The sequence below is a fragment of the Peribacillus sp. NPDC097675 genome (assembly GCF_050277655.1).
GTDB lineage: Bacteria > Bacillota > Bacilli > Bacillales > DSM-1321 > Peribacillus.
Window position 1 is genome coordinate 66,531 of sequence record NZ_JBNNSK010000014.1, and the last position, 19,499, is coordinate 86,029.

Below are 19,499 nucleotides of genomic sequence, written 5' to 3' on the forward strand. Positions count from 1 at the left end.
AGGCCCTCTTTATACAGGGTATTCTTAAAGTAGTATTCTAACTTATATGTTAGTACTTTACACTAATTTTTAATGTTGTAAACAAAAAGTAATGAAGCAAAGCCGTAAAAGTAATTATAAGCTTTTTACACATAGGAAAAAATGAAGATTTTATGACAATCTAAATAATTGCACTTTTCATTTAAGGATTGCTGTGAAGGAAGATGGAAAAAGCTAATGTCCTGTGTAGGGGACATTAGCTTTTTTATCATCACTCTGTAGATACAGATGGATCTGCTTGTTCCTTGACGGGAACAACTTGAAGGAAGTGATTGCCCGGATTATGGAGCAGGGCCCCAAGAGAGGCGGCTTCTTCTTTTTGTCCTTGCTCGTTTAATAGGTCCACATATTTGCCAAGTAGCTCATTTACGTCTTGCATTCCCTTCTTGGAAAGAGATTCGATCGAAATTTTTGCTCCTTTTGCAATTCTTCTTTGAATGACATCTTTTGTTAAGCCAACTTCCGGCTGAATCCTCAAATAAACGACACCGCCGGTCATGCCTGCACAAATCCATGGACCCGGATCACCTAGAACCAATCCTCTGCCGTTTGTCATATATTCGAACGCAAATCCCTTGATATTCGAGGTTACGGCAATATTCCCATTTTCTTGTTCCGGGATCGGCTTTTTCACTAGGCCACCAATAATCATATCGGCTCCTGAAAGTCGGATACCAGCCCTCGCATCGGCATCTCCTTGGGCAATAAGGAGGCCATGTTGGGCTCCATAGCCGAAGCCTTTACCGACAGAGCCATTGTAAAGCTTGCCATCTTTGCCCGGTGATTTGAAAATCGCGATATTTCCACCTATCGATGTTTTCCCTATTCCATCTTGGGCACCGCCATTTACGCTAATCGTGATGCCCTCGGTGTTATAGGCGCCAAGGCCATTACCTGGTATGGAACCATCCTGATAGGAAAGGTGGACGGGTGGAAGCTTTTTATACGATCCATCCAACCTGTTCCTGACGCGGTGACATGAAACCCTGCTTCCAAGGACCCGTTGCTCGGAAGTGATGCCACTATAGCTACGGGATTGCTGCAATTCTTCTACATGTGAATCAAGATATTCCGCCCCAACTGCCACCTGCAAAGAACTTTCGTTCAGATAAGCTTCTTTTTCCCTATTGGAGAATGGCGTGATATCAAGGTTCTTTAATAAATAGGCCAAGTCCAGGGATTGCTGGCCTTTCACTTGCTCGAGTAAATCAGAGCGGCCAACAATATCTTGAAGGTTCTTGACACCAAGTGCGCCCGTCAGGCTTTTTAGTTCCTGGCCAAATGCCGTGAACATATTTGTCAATCCTTGAACCGCCATATCAAATTTTCGAGGAACGAAGCGACGCAATCCATGTTCCTTTGCTTGTGCTTCCGATTCAATTTGGGTGGCAATCCCGACGTGACATGTATCCAGGTGACAACCACGGCACGTCGTACAGCCAACAGCAATCATGGAAAGGGTACCGAAACCGACACGGTTGGCTCCAAGCAACATCACCTTCAGGATATCCATTGAACTTTTTAACCCGCCGTCCGCCCAAATTTCGATGTTTTGCCGGATTCCGGACTCAAGTAGCGCGTTATGGGCAGCTTTCACGCCAATTTCGACAGGAAGACCGACATGTTCAAGGGCATGAATCCGTGCTGCACCTGTTCCACCATCAAAGCCCGAAAGCGTGATGATATCAGCGCCAGCCTTTGCCACACCGACGGCGATTGTCCCGATGTTTGGAACAACCGGCACCTTGACGGCCACTTTGGCTTTGTCGTTTGCCGTTTTCAACTCGTGGATCATTTGAGCTAAGTCCTCAATCGAGTAAATATCATGGTTATTGGAAGGGGAGATCAAGTCGGAACCGATTGTCGCATTCCGTGCCTCCGCAATTTTCGCTGTAACTTTCGAGCCGGGAAGATGTCCGCCTTCACCAGGCTTTGCACCTTGCCCAATCTTAATCTCCAATAGATTGGAAGAATTCAAGAGTTCGGCGTTGACACCAAAACGTCCAGAAGCAATTTGCTGCCCGCGGGATTTCGGATATTTTCCGAGCATATCTTTAATCTCTCCGCCTTCACCATTCATACTGATCATACCCAACCGTTCGGCCGCTTCTGCGTACGCACGAAAAGCTATTTCGTTTTGGGATCCGAATGACATGGAGGCGATGACAAACGGTAACTCCTGATCGCCGATTGTTAGACTGACATCTTCGGAAGGAACTGGCGTTTCGGACTTCTTCAGTGCTGTTAGATGGCGAATCGTCGTCGGATTTGATTCTTCCTGTTCCGTGATTTTTTCACGATAGGCATCATAGTTCCCGGTGGAAGCGACTTCCCCGATGGATTTCCAAATCCGGGGGAACAGATGAAAGGTTTTTCCCATCCGCTCTTTATCATTATCGAAGTCCAATGCACGCTGGATGCTATCCTCTTTGATTTTTTCAAAATCATAGTCTAATTGATTTGATCCGAAAAAGTTAGCCACATTCAGATAAGAGGCAATTTCTTCATGTAACCCGATGCTTGAAAATAGGCGGCCATAGCCGCGTAATTCGTGAATCCCGATGGTGGAGATGACTTTTTCTAGCCCTTTTGTCAACGAGTTATATAGATTCATGACCCCTTTCAGGTCATCGGAAGATAGAGAAAGGAACATGAAATAAGGACTAATCAAGTTGGCTCCAAGTCCATAGGCCACGATGATATCATGCAACGACCTCAGGGATGCAGAACGTAGAAGGATCGAGCAGTCCCGGCGCTTACCTGAATTGACCAGTGCCTGATCGACAGCAGACGTCACAAGATGGGGGTCTAGCCAGAGATTTCCATCTTTGTGAGCGAGGGCGTCATCGAGGACGAGCAGCGTTTTCCCTGCATCGACTGATTTCACGGCTTCATCGGTAATTCTACTTAATGCCTCAGGAATGCTTTCCTTTTCTGTAAACGTGCTTGAAATGAAATGAGCTAGGTTGTTTTCTTGATTGTATTGAACGAATTGGTCGTAGCTTGGTTGTGAAAGGGTAGAGGAACATTCATAACCGGTTACCCCTTCAATTAATAAAGGGGTCAGAAGTTCCGTAACTTGGCCTGCCTTTTTTGCTTCAAATAAAGACGGACGCCTCCCAATGATGGTTCTCGTGGAAAAGTGCTCGGTTTCCCGATCCCGGTCAATGGCTGGGTTGGTTACAACGGCGACACTTTCCTTAATGAAATCTGCGAGATTGGTCCGCTGTGGGTTAAGGGCGGCAAGAGGTGCATCATGGCCTAATGAACGGATCGGTTCTGCACCTTTTTCAGCCATCTGCTCCACTAGTTGAACATGCTCTCTTTCCCAGCCGAAAGCTTTATATTGACCATTATGGATGGCCTGAGGCTGTGTCATCGTGATCACCTTATCGAATACAGGTGGCTGCAGGCGAACAAGGTCATTCGAAAGGACAAAACGATCACTGAAGCGCTCATATACCTTCCCTTGGAAATCTTTGTAGTTGTATAGTTCAATACGATCCCCGTTCCATTTTAACCCGACTTTTTCCCCTGGCCCCATGGGTCTTGGATCGCCTGTATATTCGGAGGAAGGGATGATTCCAGGCTCGGAAGTGAACATATAAGATGAAGATGTCTCGATATTCCAAAGCGGCCGTAAGCCTAGTGAATCGACGGAGAATACGGCCTCATCACCAAAGCGGGAGATGATCCCTGCTGGACCTTGTGCAAAATGCCCCCATGCTTCCCTTAGATAGGTATAGAGGTTTTGCAGATGCTCCGGGTATTCCTTGATTTCATTGATGATTGGCGGGAAAACAAGGTCAATCGCTTCGAATAGAGAGTAGCCATGGCGGCAGATGAATGTTTCGATTGTTTTGTTCAGGTCCTGGGAATCACTTCCGTCTTTCGCAATCGGGACCCCGACCATCTTGGCCTCATCACGCAATTTGGCGATGGTATTGATCTCTCCATTGTGTCCGAGAACACTGAATGGCTGCACACGGAAAAAGCTTGATAGAGTATTGGTTGAAAAACGGTTATGTCCAAGAGTCATGGTGGAGGCAGCAAGAGGGTCGGCTAGATCATGATAGTAGGCAGGGAGTGTATCTCCGGCACCCATTACTTTGTAGATAGCATGATGCTGGCTTAAGGAAGCGACGTGGATGAAGTCACTTTGTTCGATATCGGAAGTCAGCTCAAAAAGGGCATTGGAAAGTTTCTGCTGATTCGTAGTAGTGGATGAACAGGCGATTTGCCAGAACACAGGATTTTCTTGGATGGCAATCGGGCCTAGAGCTTCAGAGCGGTAAGCTTTATCCGTATCGAAGACTAAGGATAGTCCATGTTTTTGCAATTTTTCTTTGACTTCGGCTTTTAATTCCTGGGAATCCGTTTTCCTGCTTAAAAATAAGTGACCGACGATGAAAGTATCTTCGTCGACAATGCGGGAATCGATGTTTTCCTTTTCGAGTTTCTTTTTCCAAAGAGCCCTGGGAATATCAATATGGATACCGGCACCATCGCCTTCGCCATTGATAAAACCACAACGGTGATTCATCTTGACCAAGGCATCGATACAAGCGAAAATGTTTTCGTTGGTTGGAATTTTCTTTTTTTCGATACAGGCTACGATTCCGCATGCATCATGTTCTTCCCTATAGAATTCTTTGAATGTAGCAGGTGTCCATTGTTGAGTCATATGTTTGGCGTCAATAAGGATAGCCCTTATTTGCTGCCGTTCACCCCCTGTGACTTTTGATTTTAATGAGGAAACTATTTTATTAGTAAACTTAAAAAAGTTTAAGTTTTTTAATTGAGATAAAAGAGAATAATTTGATATAAATGTATTGGTATCATATCATTTAAATATTCAGAAATCAATTTTTTATACAGTATATTGGATAGGGTGAAAGGGTGTGATTTGTGTAGGGAAGCCATGAAAGCCAGTTTAAAAGTTTTATTCAGCTGAAATGAGAAAACCCCAAGATGAATTTTCATCTTGGGGTTGAATGGTTATTGCATAATTATACTTTTATCTAGCTTATATTAGGTTCTTGAATGCATGTTCAACCGCTTTCAAAGTATAAGCGATATCTTCATCCGTATGGGCCGTTGTCAGGAACCAGGCTTCATATTTAGATGGGGCCAAATTGATTCCTTGATTAAGCATGAGCTTGAAGAATTTACCGAACATTTCGCCGTCTGTATTTTCAGCCTGCTCGTAGTTTTCGATTGTTTCTGTGGTGAAGTAGATGGTCAAGGCACCTTTTAGGCGGTTGATCGTAATTGGCACATTGTATTGGCGAGCCGCTTTAAGGATGCCGTCTTCCAGGATTTTTCCTAGGCGATCAAGCTCATCGTAAACGCCTTCTTCTTTCAACACTTCTAAGCAAGCAATCCCAGAAAGCATGGAAGCTGGATTTCCAGCCATCGTTCCTGCTTGATAAGCGGGTCCTAATGGTGCGACCGTATCCATGATTTCTTTTTTACCGCCATAGGCACCAATTGGAAGGCCTCCACCGATGATTTTTCCAAGAGCGGTCAAATCAGGTTGAACGCCAAGTAAATCTTGGGCCCCGCCGTACATGAAGCGGAATGCTGTAATGACCTCATCAAAAATGACAAGAGCTCCAGCTTCGTGTGATAACGAAATCACATCTTCTAAGAATCCAGGGTGCGGTTCGACGATACCAAAGTTGCCGACGATCGGTTCGACCAGGACACCGGCAATTTCGTTGCCCCATTTTTTCAGCGCTTCTTTAAATGGCTCGATATCATTGAAAGGAACCGTGATGACTTCCTGTGCGATGCTTTTTGGGACACCGGCGGAATCGGGTGTTCCAAGTGTGGATGGACCAGAACCTGCAGCAACCAATACAAGGTCGGAGTGACCGTGATAACAGCCGGCAAACTTGATGATTTTATCACGACCTGTGTAAGCGCGGGCTACACGGATGGTGGACATGACAGATTCCGTACCAGAATTGGTGAAACGGACTTTATCTAGGCCCGGCATCGCTTCTTTTAACATTTTGGCAAAGGTGACTTCATGCTTCGTCGGCGTACCGTATAACACACCTGTTTCCGCAGCCTTTGTGATGGCCTTTGTGATATGAGGGTGGGCGTGACCCGTGATGATCGGGCCGTATGCCGCTAGATAATCGATATACTTGTTGCCATCAACATCCCAGAAATAAGCTCCCTTAGCATGATCCATGGCCACCGGCGAACCGCCGCCCACAGCTTTATAAGAACGTGAAGGACTATTAACCCCACCAACAATATGCTCCAAAGCCTCTTTATGTATAATTTCCGAATTAGTAAAATCCAATCTAAAAACCTCCTAAAAATACAAACATAATCCCTTCTAATCATAGCACTTTTTAAGTCGAAAATCCCTGGGAAATGGGGTCTGACCCCCAAATCAATCAGCCCGACCCCTTATATATCAAGCTTCTATTCAATTTATTTTGTTTGGGAAATAGGGTCTGACCCCCGTGGTCTGGTATATTCATAGTAGTAGGTAAGGATTATGGAAGGGGGATAAGAATGACAAAGTTGATTATGAATGCGGATGATTTCGGGTATTGTAAGGGAATTAATCTGGGAATCATTGAATGTTTTCAGAATGGTGTCGTGACTTCAGCCACCTTGATGGCCAATATGCCAGGAACTGAACATGCTGCAGCTCTAGCTAAGGAAAATCAAGACCTAGGGGTGGGGGTTCATTTGGTTTTGACCTGTGGCCGACCGGTGCGTAGTGATGTTCCTTCATTGGTGAGGGAGGACGGTGAATTTCATCGAATCGGGGATATGCCCAAGTGTGCTGATCCCATGGATATAGAGAAAGAATTGAACAGTCAGATGGAGCGGTTCCTATCTCTAGGACTGGCACCGACACATATAGACAGTCATCACCATGTTCACGGCCTGGAAAAAGTTTTTCCCGTTGTTGAAAAGATAGCGAAAAAGTATGGCGTGCCAGTTAGGAAATTAGAGGATTCGCATCACGAGATTCCTGATATAAAATCGACTGATAGATTAATAACGGATTTCTTCGGATCCAACTTGATGGCAGGTGACTTAATTGACATCCTAGATTCAAGTCTTGCTTTCGAGACAGTCGAAATCATGTGCCATCCGGGTTATATAGACGAAGCAATCCTAACCGGAAGCTCATATGCTCTGCCGCGCGTAAAGGAAATGTCCATCCTCACAGACCCGGAAATCCAAAAAGCCATAGAAGCACGCAACATCCAATTAGTCTCTTATAAAGAGCTGGGAAATAGGGTCTGACCCCCATCCAAAAAGCTGTAACCCCTGCCGTTGCAGCTTTTTGGATGCATTATTCTGTTTGGGAAATGGGGTCTGACCCCAAAATTCCTTTTATGAAGGTCAGGATGTCAAGGATGGTGTCAGGGTTTTCGATGTTGAAGGTTTGGCGTTTGATTTCGCCTTGAGTTTGATAGTAGGTCAGGTGTCCATTTCCTTTTTCTTCATTAATATGTAAATGAAAGCTTAAAGGAGTGTCTTCAATCGATCCGGAGGAATCCCGTTGGACAATTTGGCATAATAATTGATCGTATTCGTCTTCATACAAGAAATCATAACGAAGTTCCAATGCGATTTTCTCTATTTGCGTGAGTAATAACTTTTTTATATTCATAGCATACTTGTCTCCTTTATATAGGTATCGCACACAACATCGAAATTCGGCCTAACAATAGCCTACTAAAATCCAAGCATTTTTATTGTTTAAAAAGCTTAGGTTGGCTAAACTATTTGATTAGGACAAGAAATTATGGAGGAAAATAACAAAATGAGCCATGCAATCCAGGTTAAACATTTGCGGAAGGAATTCAAGTCGGCATCAAGTCGATCCGGGTTAAAAGGGGCTTTCCGCGACTTACTTACAAGAAATTATAAAGTAGTGCCTGCTGTTAACGATATCAATTTTACTGTAAAAAAGGGTGAGATGGTAGCGTATATCGGAGAAAATGGGGCAGGCAAGTCGACAACGATCAAAATGCTGACGGGCATTTTGGAACCGACATCCGGCGATATCGTGGTCAATGGCATGAATCCGCATAAAGAACGGGAAAAATTCACGCAGACCATCGGGGTCGTCTTTGGGCAACGTTCACAACTGTGGTGGGATATCGCCGTACAGGAATCCTTCCGGTTGCTGAAAAAAGTGTATAAAGTGTCTGATGAACAATATAACGATCATATGGAACATGTAATCAAAACGTTAGATATCGGGCCCTTGCTCGATAAGCCGGTGCGTAAGCTTTCCCTAGGCCAGCGGATGAGGTGTGAATTAGCCGCGGCATTGATTCACAATCCACCGCTGCTTTTCCTGGATGAGCCAACGATCGGTCTTGATGTGTTAGTGAAATTGAAAATCCGTGAGTTCCTAAAGGAAATCAATGAAAAATATAACACGACCATCCTCCTGACCACACACGACCTAGGGGATATTGAAGCCTTGTGCGAGCGCGTGATCATGCTTGATGAAGGGCAAATCATCTATGATGGGGAGTTGCAAAGCCTGAAAGACAACTGGGCAGAGGATAAGCAAGTTCATTTCCAATTCATTGAGCCAGTCGAATTGCATGAAATTCAATCCCTAGCACTGCCATTCAACGTGGACTGGGAGTACGACGAAAAAAATCACACATACATAGCCGTTTTGAAAGAGGAAAACGATCATATTTCTCAGCTTGTCGCCGCTGTCGTATCACGTTTCAAAATCAAGGACGTCAAAATCCACGAAACGTCCATTGAAGAAATTGTTCGTAATATTTATGAAGAAGGCACGGTCTGACTCTTTCAGAAAAAGTGTGTCTACCAAGAAGGGAGAGGACCATGGGAAAGTATCTTGCAATGATTCGCATGCGTTTTTTGATGATGCTTGCGTATCGAACCGATTATTATACCGGTATTTTAATTTATAGCATCAACATCGGTGCTTATTATTTCTTATGGAATGCGATATACGGAGAGAAGAGTTCAATAGAAGGGCTATCAGGCATGCAGATGACAACCTATGTTGCGGTTGCCTGGATGGCGCGCGCCTTCTATTTCAACAATATTGACCGTGAGATTGCCACAGAAATCAAGGATGGCAAGGTCGCGATAGAGATGATACGGCCTTATAACTATTTAGGCATGAAAACGATGCAAGGACTTGGTGAGGGGATTTTCCGTTTCTTTTTCTTCTCCATTCCCGGCATGTTGCTCGTCGCCATTATTTTTCCTATCCATTTGCCCAATGAACCAGCGACATGGGGGCTTTTCGGTATTTCCCTGTTATTCAGCTTTATCATCAATACACAAATTAACTTATTAACGGGAATCACTACATTCTTCTTATATAACAATGCTGGGCTGATACGGGCAAAACGAGTCATTGTCGATTTGTTTTCGGGGTTACTGTTGCCCATTTCTTTCTATCCAATCTGGGCACAAGATATCATGAAATTCCTGCCATTCCAAGGAATCAGCTATGTGCCAAGCATGATTTTCACGAATGGATACGGCGCGGGAGAAATCGGCATGGCTCTTTTACAGCAATTGATCTGGGTCATCATTCTCGTCATCCCCATCCAGGTTTTATGGATAGTCGCAAAAAAACAGCTGATTATTCAAGGAGGTTGATGGGATGTTTTATGTATCGATGTTTTTTCAATATGTGAGTCAGTATATGAAAACAAGACTGCAATACCGTGCTGATTTCTTCATCGAAATTCTTTCTGACTTGTTGAACCAAGTCGTGAATCTGGTCTTCATCCTAGTGGTCTTCGGGCACACGGAATTCCTGAGTGGATGGAGCCGGGATGAAATCATTTTCATTTACGGTTTTTTCTTGATTCCGTTTGCGCTCTTTTCATCCTTTTTTAACATCTGGGATTTCAACGAACGCTATATTGTCAAAGGGGAAATGGACCGGATTTTGACCAGGCCCATTCACAGCCTTTTTCAAGTCATCCTAGAACGGATAGAGCTTGAATCTTTATTTGGAGTAGTGACCGGATTGATCATCATCTTCTATTCCGGCACTTCGTTAAACTTGGAGCTTGCTTGGTACGACCCGATTCTCTTTGTGCTGTTTGCAATCGGTGGTGCGTTGGCGTATGCAGCCATTTTCGTAGCGATTGCAAGCATTGGATTCTGGTCGGACGCCAAAACGTCCATCATGCCGATGATGTACAACATCGGGAACTACGGCCGCTACCCGGTTGATATTTATAACAAAGTCATCCGTTTTGTCCTGACATGGGTGTTGCCATTTGCCTTTGTCGGTGTGTATCCAGCTTCCTATTTTCTTAGAAAAGAAGAGTGGTATGCCTATGCATTCGCCACCCCTGTCATAGGAGTCGCCTTTTTCATCATCTCGATCTTCATCTGGAATCAGGGAGTGAAAAGGTATCGCGGAGCAGGAAACTAAAAAATCCCTTCAACAGAAAAACTGTTGAAGGGATTTTTTGCCTATATGCGTTTATTTTTTCTCTCGATATATCTGGCTTGCGCTTGGACGTATTGCCGTTTTTCTTCTTCCGTTTCCGGTCGGACCTGTGGAACTGGTATGGGCTTTCCAACTTCGTCTATAGCAAGCATCGTTAAAAAGGCACGAGCGGTAAGTTGCTTTTCGCCAGTCAATAGGTTCTCCCGTTCCACTTTTACAAAGACCTCCATAGATGTCCGATGGGCGCAGGTAACATAGGCTTCTAAGTTGATCGCATCCCCCGTTTTAATGGGGGCCAGAAAATCAAAGGAGTCGCTAGAGGCGGTCACGACCGGTTTGCGGCAATGGCGCATCGCAGCGATGCAGGCAATTTTATCGACGTAAGCCATCACTTTACCCCCAAAGATGGTATTGTGATGGTTCGTATCGGGTGGGAAAACAAGGTCCGTTAAAAAAGTCCGTGACTGTTGAACGGGAATCGACGTATTATAATTATTCATTTTCCTATTGGACCAATAGTCTATTCCGGACGATTGTTGCAGCTTCGACCATATTTTTCAGAGAAGCGACGGTTTCTGGAACGCCCCTTGTTTTCAACCCACAGTCCGGGTTAATCCAAAATTGATCTTTATCGAGCACCTTGATGCCGCGTTCAATCATATCAACCATTTCTTCCACTGCAGGTACGCGAGGACTATGAATGTCATACACCCCAAGACCGATTCCTTTTTCGTACGTTTTTTCCTCGAAGGCGGAAGCGAGCTCCCCGTGGCTTCGAGATGTTTCGATTGAAATAACATCCGCGTCGAGGGAAGAGATGACATCCATGAAACTGTTGAAATCGCAATAGCACATATGTGTGTGAATTTGCGTCGTATCTTCCACGCTCGAAGTGGAAATCAAGAACGAATGAACCGCCCAGTTTAGATACTCTCCACGGTCGCTTTTTTTCAATGGAAGACCTTCACGCAGAGCAGGCTCATCGACTTGGATCATTTTGATTCCAGCTGATTCCAATGCTTCTACTTCTTGTTTCAAGGCCAGTGCCAATTGATAGCAGATTGTTTCCCGTGAAATATCATCACGTTCAAACGACCAGTTCAATATCGTTACAGGACCGGTCAGCATGCCTTTAACTTTTTTCTCGGTCAATGTTTGGGCATACACACTTTCCTTGACTGTCATTGGCTTAATGAAATGGACATCGCCATAGATTACGGGCGGCTTTACACAGCGGGAGCCATAAGACTGAACCCAGCCTTTTTCAAGGAAGACGAATCCACCGAGCTTATGTCCGAAGAACTCGACCATATCCATCCGTTCGAACTCCCCGTGTACAAGGACATCCAAGCCGATTTCTTCCTGGATATCAATCCATCTGCTGATCTCCTCGTTCACGAATGTTTCATACTGCTCAGTGGTCCATTCACCGCGCTTGAATTTCCCGCGGGCCTGTTTGACTTCGGCTGTCTGCGGAAAGCTTCCAATTGTCGTCGTTGGAAGGAAAGGCAGGTTGAAAAATTCCTGTTGCTTTTGATAGCGTTGTTTAAAAGGCAGCGTACGGCCATGTGTTTGTAGCTTTGCCTGTTCGACATCTGTATGCACGTCTTTATGGTTTCGGGCATTAGAATTCTTCAGCTTTTCGAGGGCGACTTTATTGGCTGCCACCTTTTCTGCGATTGCCTGAAGACCTTGATTATTCCCTTTGACTAATAGGGTGATTTCTTCAAGTTTTTCATCTGCAAAGGCAAGTGCTTCTTTCACTTCGCTTTCCAGGGAGGTCTCATTTCGAACCGTCACGGGAACGTGGAGCAGGGAGCAGGATGGTTGAAGCCAGATAAGGTTTTCGGCAACATGTTTCTTAATGGATTCAATCAATTCGATTTTTTTCGTTAAATCTGCGAGCCAAATGTTTTTTCCATCAATTACACCGGCTCCGAGTACTTTATCTGCCGGAAAACCAATTGTTTGAAGGTTGCTGAGGTTTTTTCCTTTGTCATGGACAAAATCAAGGCCGATCCCCTGAACTGGCAAATCGATGACTTCTTGATAATGCTCTACAGCGTCAAAGTATGTTTGCAGCATGATATTAAGGTCGGGTGCAGCTTCATTCAATTTTTCATACAGGTAGGTAACAGTTTTCATCTCATCCAAAGAAAGGGAAGAGACAAGGGATGGCTCATCGATTTGTATCCACTGTACGCCTTCTTGTTCTAGCTCCTGCAATATTTGCGTATATAAGGGCAAAAGACTGAGAATGATGGCCGGAAGATCTTTTTGATCATAGCCTTTGGACAATGAAATGAACGTGTAGGGCCCAATTAAAACGGGTTTCGTTTCAATTCCTAGCTTTTCCTTGGCTTCTTGGTAAGCGGAAAGCGGTTTGTTTTCTGTTAAATTGAGCTGGGACTGTTTAAGCTCTGGAACGATATAGTGATAATTCGTATTAAACCACTTCGTCATTTCGGAGGCGACTTCATCCTTGTTTCCACGAGCCATTGAATAATAAACGGAAAGAGGAACATCGCCGCCTTTATAAGCCGAATAGCGTTTTGGCACCAGGCCGAACATGACAGACATATCGAGCATTTGGTCATATAACGTAAAGTCATTGACGGGAATGATATCGATGCCTTGATTTCTTTGTTTCTGCAAATTGCCTAAACGGACCGCTTCCAATTGATCCGTAAACTCCTTCTCATCTAAATTTCCAGCCCAGTAGGCTTCCAAAGTACGTTTCCATTCGCGATCCTCACCGATTCGAGGGTATCCTATATTGCTACTTTTCAAACCAACCATCTCCTTTGATTAAAATGAACAACAAAAAAGCACCCCTAACCGTCAAAAGAGAAAGTCAGAAATGCTTAAAATAAAGAGGCAGGTAAATACCCCTTATCATTATAAGGACCCTAACACTTCCCTATCTCCCGTAGGTTAAATCAGTGTTGTCGAAATAGGCAGGTCTCCTGGCTCAAGGAATCAAACTTAGCGGCTATAGCCTTCCCAATCATAAAGATCAGTGGCATCAAACATAGCCCTAACATTCCCATTACAGTGGCGGGACCGCGCCGGAATTACACCGGACTTCCCTTTTCATCCTAAAAAATTAGGAACCTATCTCCACATATGAAATTCATAAAAACCTCGTCCATAAAAAAACAGATAACAGAATTCTGATAATATAAAATATTATAAAAATTTAACCCATCTTAGCACACCCCAATTGTATGGGTCAACAAGGAAAAAAGTCGGGAAATGGGGTCTGACCCCCACTGTATATCGTCGAAACCCCTGATACATCTGTGTTTCCCATGTTCTCAAGTGTTTGGGAAATAGGGTCTGACCCCTAAACCGAGCATATATTGACTGCTTTAAGAGTATGTATAAGGGGAGTGGGTGGTTTTGAAATGAGGCGTAGGGGATGACCTTTTATATTTTGATTGCGGGGATTATCTTTTGCATGGTGATGAGCATTCGGACCTTATTTCTTTCTGAGTCGGAGGCGAAGAAGTTTTCTCTAGAAGATATGCTCTGGCTCGGCAATTTATATGCGACATTATTAGTTGGTTTTGCACTGATTTATTTATTATACGAGCTTCAGAATCATTCGGTGATTCTTGATATGGGAAATCGTTTGGATGGAACCTTTTCTGAGCAATTGAAGACCTCTTTTTATTTTAGTGCGATGACGATGTTCTCGGTGGGATACGGGGATATCTCGCCTATCGGGATTGGCCGGATGATTGCGACGATTCAGGCATTCATTGGCTACACGCTTCCGGCTGCCTTTGTGATCAGGGCCGTAATCGATTTCGAGCAGAAGGAGAAAAACAAGAAGAAATGAAAGTTGTGTTTCTTTCGATTATTGGGTACGCTTACCATAATGAAAGAAATGGAGGGGTTAGAATGACGCTTAACATTGGAGAAAAAGCACCTGATTTTCAACTACCAGCGAATAATGGAGAACAAGTTTCCCTATCACAATTCAAGGGTAAACACGTTGTATTATATTTTTACCCAAAAGACATGACACCCGGTTGTACAACGGAGGCTTGTGATTTCCGTGACCATAATGAACAATTCGAAGAGCTTGATGCTGTCATCATTGGCATTAGCCCGGACCCAGCAGCACGTCATGAAAAGTTCATTGAAAAACATGGACTGCCGTTCCTTTTGCTAGCGGATGAAAAGCAAGAAGCCGCTGAACTATACGACGTCTGGAAATTGAAAAAAAACTTTGGTAAGGAATATATGGGCATTGAGCGTTCGACTTTCCTGATTGATAAGGAAGGGACAATCGTGAAAGAATGGCGAAAAGTCAAAGTAAAGGGCCACGTTGAAGAAGCATTAGAAACTCTTCGTGACTTAGAAAAATAAGGTACAGGCTGATGAAGGATGAGCGTCTGACCAAGCTTGCGGAACGGCTGATCCATCATTCATTGAGATTGCAGGAGAAGGAGAGGGTCCTGATCCGTGGACCTATAGCAGCCAAAGCTCTATTGAAGGAACTGATTGATGAAGCCTATAGAATGGGTGCTTATCCTTATGCGGAACTCGAAGATGATGAAATCACTAGTCATTTGCTAAGAGGGAATGTTAAGGAACAGCTCGATACCTTATCGGAGTGGAATTATAAGAAATATGAAGATGTGGATGCTCTCATCATCGTGTCCGGTGACGGTAGCGAGGAGAGAGGGGCGATTGTGCCTCCTGAAAGATATCACCTTCAAGAGGCCGCCATGAAAACGTCCACGATGTTCTTCGTCAATAATCGGCGCTGGGTTCTGTTGAATTTTCCGACCACCGGTTCGGCAAAAAAAGCCGGCATGAGCTTTGAACAATATGAAGATTTCTTGTTAAACGTATGCACACTGGATTATCGAAAAATGGAAAGGGCCATGAAGCCGTTGAAGGAATGGATGGAGCGGACCGATCAAGTTCGAATCCTTTCGCCGGGGACAGACCTCACGTTTTCAATTAAAAACATACCTGCCGTCATTTGCGCGGGAAAACATAACCTGCCGGATGGAGAAGTATTCACGGCGCCCGTGAAAGATAGTGTCAACGGAACGATATCCTTCAACACTTCTTCTGCCTATCAAGGCGATGTCTTTCAGGATATAACACTCTCGTTTAAAGAGGGGAAAATCATGAAAGCGACTTCCAATCAATCTGACAAAATGAACAAGTTGCTCGATGGGGATGAAGGATCCCGTTATATCGGGGAATTCGCAATGGGTGTCAATCCGTTTATCCTGGAACCTATGGGCGATATCCTCTTCGACGAGAAGATTAGCGGGAGCCTTCACCTTGCCGCGGGCCAACCCTATCAAGAAGCCGATAATGGGAACCACTCCTCTTCACATTGGGACATGGTCTTGATTCAGCGCCCAGAATATGGAGGAGGAGACATTTACTTTGATGATATACTGGTTCGTAAGGATGGGTTATTTGTGCCGCCAGAATTAGGCCATTTAAATCCTGATCACTTTAAATAAAAGCCCTTTTTAATAGGGAGAGGCGTTTGTCCAACTCAAAAAGAGGACCCCTGAATATGATTAAGTAAGGGAATACCTCCTCATGAAAAGTTGCGCGGGACATACAGTGCCCGTGTTTTTTTATGTAAAGAAAAGGAGAGATAAACATGTTAATACTTTCAACAATCATTCCAAATGAAGGCATTCAAAAAAAGATGACAGATGCATTCCCTGATCTGACATTCTATTACGAAGAAACATGGACGGATGAAAAACTTCAAGAAGCGGAAATACTTATTACATATGGAGAAGATTTAACAGATGAGATCATTGAACGGGCCGTGAATGTGAAATGGATCATGGTCATGAGCGCCGGTCTGGAGTTAATGCCTATGAATTCCATTGAGAAACGTGGAATCATGGTGACGAATGCAAGAGGAATTCATAAAGTCCCAATGGCAGAATACACTATGGGGATGCTGCTGCAGTATGAAAAAAAATTAAAACAACTAATTGAGAATGAAGCAGCCGAAATATGGGACCGAAAGATAGAAGTGGGTGAATTGAATGGAAAAACGATGCTGATTCTTGGTACAGGGGCTATCGGTGGGGAAGTGGCACGTCTAGCCAAGGCATTTAGAATGAATACCCTAGGGGTTAACCGAAGCGGAAAAGCCGTTGAACACATTGATCATCTATACGCACTTACTGAGATAGGGGACGCATTGCCAAAAGCCGATTACATCGTGAGTGTCTTACCTAGTACACCTGAAACAAAGGATTTATTAAAGAAAGAACATTTTAAGGCGATGAAGAGCTCAGCCGTTTTCGTGAACATCGGACGTGGAGACCTTGTAAAAGAAGAAGTGCTCGTGGAGGTCATGGAAGAGCAAGAACTGGCTCATGCAATCTTGGATGTTTTCGAACCGGAACCATTAGAAAAGAGCCATCCATTCTGGAGCATGGACAATGTAACGGTAACACCACATCTATCAAGTAAAAGCAGTGAATATTTACCAAGGACCTTTGCGATTTTTGAAGAAAATATGAAAGAATATCTTCGAAAAGGAAATGATTTCATTAATGTCATCGACCCTAAAAAGGGATACTAGAATCACTTGTAAAAACAAGAAATATATAAAGGAAAGGTGAATAAACTAAGGATGTAGAAAGATTGACAAACCTATCTGATGGGGAGTACACTATTTATAAACATTATAATGTAATAATTCATACTTGATTAGAAAAAGAGGTGGATGACGTGTCTGAAGTTCAATTGAAAGAAGCGTTGGATTCCCTTAAAGATACCGGTGTAAGAATAACTCCACAACGCCATGCAATCCTTGAGTATTTGATAAACTCCATGTCTCATCCTACCGCTGATGATATCTATAAAGCGTTAGAAGGAAAGTTTCCAAATATGAGTGTGGCTACGGTTTACAATAATCTGCGCGTGTTCCGTGAAGTGGGATTGGTTAAAGAACTTACCTATGGTGATTCTTCAGCAAGATTTGATTTCGTAACAACGAATCATTATCATGTAATCTGCCAAAACTGCGGTAAGATTGTTGACTTCGATTATCCAGCTTTGGATGAAGTGGAACACTTTGCAGCACAGGTCACCGGATTCAACGTAAGTCACCATCGGATGGAAATCTACGGAGACTGCACAGATTGTGCAAAGAAAGAAGCGCACTAAAAAAAGTTCCGCCACTTGGTTGGAACTTTTTTTGTTGTAAAATAGCTACAACTACATTTATTTCAATGAGTCGTTCAAACTTTTACGGTTATATTTTTCGTCGAATTCTTCGCCCTCTAATTTTTTATCAAGGGTCAACGATTCATTACAATGCATACATATATCGACCCTTCCTAATATTTTCGTAGGTTTACCGCAGTTCGGGCAGATAACTTGGACAGATTTTGTGGAAAGCATTCCAATCCAAAAGTACACGCCTGTGCTTGCGATAATGAATAAGAGTCCCAGGCCCATGAATAGTGTCATGACGATAGGGTGCGATTTGAAGAATAGACCAATATACATCACGATGAAGCCGACGAAGATCAAACTTAAAGCAAACGTACGGATTTTATTGATTTTGCTAGAATATTTAGCCATGGTTAGACCCTCCTAAAATATAACTTTAACTATAACATAAACTAAGGTTGGAACAAAAAAGAAATAAAGGATACTAATGACTATTGAATAACGAATTGAAAATTGGATATATCATCTGGGTAAAAAAACAGGATTTTTGAAGAGAATTGTCGAATGTAAAAAGAAAAAAGGTTTTGGAGGAATTTATAATGGAAGATATCCTTCGCCCGATTTATCAAGAGCGAGCAAGTTTAAAGTCTACCCTAGGAATTTTGTTAATAGAAAAAAGAGAACATAATAGTCCGATAACCGATACGTTTGATTATATTCTTTTTGTCATTGTCGATGATGCAGAGGAACCCGTTTTTTTAAAACATTATACCTATCAAGATAAAAAAGCTGCTTTACACGTTGTAAAAGAAAATCAAGTAAGAGAATGGATTTTGCTAGGGTCGAATCGAAAAGTCGTGGATTGGATTTATAACGGGAAGATTTTGTTCGATCGCAATGAATACATGGAACAATTGAAATCCGAAATCCGTGAGTTTCCCTTCTATGGAAGAAAGCTGAAAATGGGCATGGAATTTGCGAAATTAATTCGTAGATATAGAGATGGAAAAGACTTTTTCGAAAATGGTCATTACTTGGACGCTTATAATCATATTGTTCATTCATTACATCATCTAGCGCGTTTGGAGATAATTGAACAAGGTTTTCACCCTGAGGTCACGGTGTGGAATCAAGTGAAACATATGGAGCCAGAAATATATAAGCTGTATGAAGAACTAATAAGTAGTGAAGAAACCTTGGAGAAAAGGTTGGAACTTCTTTTTCTAGCTAGTGAGTTCCTTATCTACTCCCGTACAAATGCTGGCTCTTTGCATTTGATCGAAATAATGAATACAAAAGAAGGTTCTTGGAGCATTGCGGAGTTAATGGAGCATCCTGAACTAAGTTATTATTCACTGGATATAGGTGTTCTTTTAGAATACTTAATAGAAAAGAAAGTCGTGGATACCATTAGAGCGGAGACAAAGGGACACGAAGTTTATCACCGATTTTATCAAGTATAAAAAAATATCTTAAAAAATCATTTTTAGTATTGACCAATAATAATATAGGTGTTATATTAATACATGTCGCTGCGGGACATCAGCTTTCGCAGCTTCAACGAAGCTTTAATAAAATAAAAAAACATCAAAAAACATGTTGACAAAACAAACGAAAACATGATAAGATGTAAAAGTCGCTTACGGAGTAAACGACAAAACAAATTGCTCTTTGAAAACTGAACAAAACAAAGTGCCAACGTAAATTTTGAGTGAGCACACACTATAAAAAAAGCAAAATGAGCAAGTCAAACATTTCTTCGGAGAGTTTGATCCTGGCTCAGGACGAACGCTGGCGGCGTGCCTAATACATGCAAGTCGAG

16 protein-coding genes, 1 rRNA gene and 1 riboswitch are annotated in these 19,499 nt (G+C 43.1%); of the genes, 11 read left to right on the forward strand and 6 right to left on the reverse strand.

What is annotated here, in order from left to right:
* Positions 1–250: 250 nt before the first annotated feature.
* Both ACQKL5_RS18715 and ACQKL5_RS18720 read right to left on the reverse strand, forming a co-directional pair.
* Positions 251–4,723: a glutamate synthase-related protein gene (locus ACQKL5_RS18715; protein ID WP_427610385.1), complete on the reverse strand. Its 4,473-nt coding sequence runs from the start codon at positions 4,721–4,723 to the stop codon at positions 251–253.
* 342 nt (positions 4,724–5,065) lie between these two features.
* Entirely contained in the window at positions 5,066–6,355 is a 1,290-nt protein-coding gene (locus tag ACQKL5_RS18720; RefSeq protein ID WP_427610386.1) for a glutamate-1-semialdehyde 2,1-aminomutase, read from the reverse strand.
* 218 nt (positions 6,356–6,573) lie between these two features.
* Here ACQKL5_RS18720 and chbG point away from each other — a divergent pair, with 218 nt between their 5' ends.
* Entirely contained in the window at positions 6,574–7,320 is a 747-nt protein-coding gene (chbG, locus tag ACQKL5_RS18725) for a chitin disaccharide deacetylase (protein ID WP_427610387.1), read from the forward strand.
* 49 nt (positions 7,321–7,369) lie between these two features.
* On the opposite strand, the gene ACQKL5_RS18730 is transcribed toward chbG, so the two are convergent.
* Positions 7,370–7,690, reverse strand: coding sequence for a hypothetical protein (locus ACQKL5_RS18730; RefSeq protein WP_427610388.1), 321 nt, complete (start codon positions 7,688–7,690; stop codon positions 7,370–7,372).
* A 153-nt stretch (positions 7,691–7,843) separates the two neighbouring features.
* Here ACQKL5_RS18730 and ACQKL5_RS18735 point away from each other — a divergent pair, with 153 nt between their 5' ends.
* Genes ACQKL5_RS18735 through ACQKL5_RS18745 form a run of 3 tightly spaced genes read left to right on the forward strand, consistent with a single transcriptional unit; the run spans position 7,844 to position 10,474 of the window.
* Positions 7,844–8,851, forward strand: a complete 1,008-nt coding sequence (locus tag ACQKL5_RS18735; protein WP_427610402.1) for an ABC transporter ATP-binding protein — start codon at positions 7,844–7,846, stop codon at positions 8,849–8,851.
* Between the two features lie 41 nt (positions 8,852–8,892).
* Positions 8,893–9,684: an ABC transporter permease gene (locus ACQKL5_RS18740; RefSeq protein WP_427610389.1), complete on the forward strand. Its 792-nt coding sequence runs from the start codon at positions 8,893–8,895 to the stop codon at positions 9,682–9,684.
* Positions 9,685–9,688: 4 nt separating this feature from the next.
* Complete coding sequence (locus tag ACQKL5_RS18745; protein ID WP_427610390.1) at positions 9,689–10,474, forward strand: ABC transporter permease; 786 nt, start codon at positions 9,689–9,691, stop codon at positions 10,472–10,474.
* Positions 10,475–10,515: 41 nt separating this feature from the next.
* On the opposite strand, the gene ACQKL5_RS18750 is transcribed toward ACQKL5_RS18745, so the two are convergent.
* Together ACQKL5_RS18750 and metE are read right to left on the reverse strand one after the other, a co-directional pair.
* A complete protein-coding gene (locus ACQKL5_RS18750) occupies positions 10,516–10,992 on the reverse strand; it encodes an acyl-CoA thioesterase (RefSeq protein ID WP_427610391.1) in 477 nt (158 codons plus the stop codon).
* A gap of 4 nt (positions 10,993–10,996) precedes the next feature.
* Positions 10,997–13,291 carry a 5-methyltetrahydropteroyltriglutamate--homocysteine S-methyltransferase gene (gene metE, locus ACQKL5_RS18755; protein WP_427610392.1) on the reverse strand — a complete coding sequence of 765 codons (2,295 nt, stop codon included), beginning with the start codon at positions 13,289–13,291 and terminating at the stop codon, positions 10,997–10,999.
* Between the two features lie 140 nt (positions 13,292–13,431).
* A riboswitch (cobalamin riboswitch) is annotated at positions 13,432–13,625 on the reverse strand.
* Between the two features lie 288 nt (positions 13,626–13,913).
* Between metE and ACQKL5_RS18760 the strand changes: the two genes are divergently transcribed.
* The 5 genes from ACQKL5_RS18760 (at position 13,914) to perR (ending at position 17,668) form a co-directional block, all read left to right on the forward strand.
* Positions 13,914–14,336, forward strand: a complete 423-nt coding sequence (locus tag ACQKL5_RS18760) for an ion channel (RefSeq protein WP_427610393.1) — start codon at positions 13,914–13,916, stop codon at positions 14,334–14,336.
* A gap of 62 nt (positions 14,337–14,398) precedes the next feature.
* Positions 14,399–14,869, forward strand: a complete 471-nt coding sequence (bcp, locus tag ACQKL5_RS18765; RefSeq protein WP_427610394.1) for a thioredoxin-dependent thiol peroxidase — start codon at positions 14,399–14,401, stop codon at positions 14,867–14,869.
* 11 nt (positions 14,870–14,880) lie between these two features.
* Entirely contained in the window at positions 14,881–15,990 is a 1,110-nt protein-coding gene (locus tag ACQKL5_RS18770) for an aminopeptidase (RefSeq protein ID WP_427610395.1), read from the forward strand.
* 146 nt (positions 15,991–16,136) lie between these two features.
* On the forward strand, positions 16,137–17,081 hold the full coding sequence (locus ACQKL5_RS18775) for a D-2-hydroxyacid dehydrogenase (RefSeq protein WP_427610396.1): 945 nt from the start codon (positions 16,137–16,139) through the stop codon (positions 17,079–17,081).
* Positions 17,082–17,230: 149 nt separating this feature from the next.
* The gene (gene perR / locus ACQKL5_RS18780) at positions 17,231–17,668 is read left to right on the forward strand and encodes a peroxide-responsive transcriptional repressor PerR (RefSeq protein ID WP_427610397.1); all 438 of its coding nucleotides are present in this window, start codon (positions 17,231–17,233) and stop codon (positions 17,666–17,668) included.
* Between the two features lie 57 nt (positions 17,669–17,725).
* Here perR and ACQKL5_RS18785 read toward each other — a convergent pair whose 3' ends face one another.
* Positions 17,726–18,088 carry a YgzB family protein gene (locus tag ACQKL5_RS18785; protein WP_427610398.1) on the reverse strand — a complete coding sequence of 121 codons (363 nt, stop codon included), beginning with the start codon at positions 18,086–18,088 and terminating at the stop codon, positions 17,726–17,728.
* A gap of 188 nt (positions 18,089–18,276) precedes the next feature.
* On the opposite strand from ACQKL5_RS18785, the gene ACQKL5_RS18790 reads away from it, so the two are divergent.
* Positions 18,277–19,140: a nucleotidyltransferase-like protein gene (locus tag ACQKL5_RS18790; RefSeq protein ID WP_427610399.1), complete on the forward strand. Its 864-nt coding sequence runs from the start codon at positions 18,277–18,279 to the stop codon at positions 19,138–19,140.
* A gap of 293 nt (positions 19,141–19,433) precedes the next feature.
* Positions 19,434–19,499, forward strand: a 16S ribosomal RNA gene (locus tag ACQKL5_RS18795); the annotation flags it as partial.

What these genes read in the sequence shown, in the direction of transcription:
- ACQKL5_RS18715 (WP_427610385.1), bottom strand. Translation starts at nt 4,723, where the DNA reads ATGACTCAACAATGGACACCTGCTACATTCAAAGAATTCTATAGGGAA.
- chbG (WP_427610387.1), top strand. Translation starts at nt 6,574, where the DNA reads ATGACAAAGTTGATTATGAATGCGGATGATTTCGGGTATTGTAAGGGA.
- ACQKL5_RS18730 (WP_427610388.1), bottom strand. Translation starts at nt 7,690, where the DNA reads ATGAATATAAAAAAGTTATTACTCACGCAAATAGAGAAAATCGCATTG.
- ACQKL5_RS18735 (WP_427610402.1), top strand. Translation starts at nt 7,844, where the DNA reads ATGAGCCATGCAATCCAGGTTAAACATTTGCGGAAGGAATTCAAGTCG.
- ACQKL5_RS18740 (WP_427610389.1), top strand. Translation starts at nt 8,893, where the DNA reads ATGGGAAAGTATCTTGCAATGATTCGCATGCGTTTTTTGATGATGCTT.
- ACQKL5_RS18745 (WP_427610390.1), top strand. Translation starts at nt 9,689, where the DNA reads ATGTTTTATGTATCGATGTTTTTTCAATATGTGAGTCAGTATATGAAA.
- ACQKL5_RS18750 (WP_427610391.1), bottom strand. Translation starts at nt 10,992, where the DNA reads ATGAATAATTATAATACGTCGATTCCCGTTCAACAGTCACGGACTTTT.
- metE (WP_427610392.1), bottom strand. Translation starts at nt 13,291, where the DNA reads ATGGTTGGTTTGAAAAGTAGCAATATAGGATACCCTCGAATCGGTGAG.
- ACQKL5_RS18760 (WP_427610393.1), top strand. Translation starts at nt 13,914, where the DNA reads ATGACCTTTTATATTTTGATTGCGGGGATTATCTTTTGCATGGTGATG.
- bcp (WP_427610394.1), top strand. Translation starts at nt 14,399, where the DNA reads ATGACGCTTAACATTGGAGAAAAAGCACCTGATTTTCAACTACCAGCG.
- ACQKL5_RS18770 (WP_427610395.1), top strand. Translation starts at nt 14,881, where the DNA reads ATGAAGGATGAGCGTCTGACCAAGCTTGCGGAACGGCTGATCCATCAT.
- ACQKL5_RS18775 (WP_427610396.1), top strand. Translation starts at nt 16,137, where the DNA reads ATGTTAATACTTTCAACAATCATTCCAAATGAAGGCATTCAAAAAAAG.
- ACQKL5_RS18785 (WP_427610398.1), bottom strand. Translation starts at nt 18,088, where the DNA reads ATGGCTAAATATTCTAGCAAAATCAATAAAATCCGTACGTTTGCTTTA.
- ACQKL5_RS18790 (WP_427610399.1), top strand. Translation starts at nt 18,277, where the DNA reads ATGGAAGATATCCTTCGCCCGATTTATCAAGAGCGAGCAAGTTTAAAG.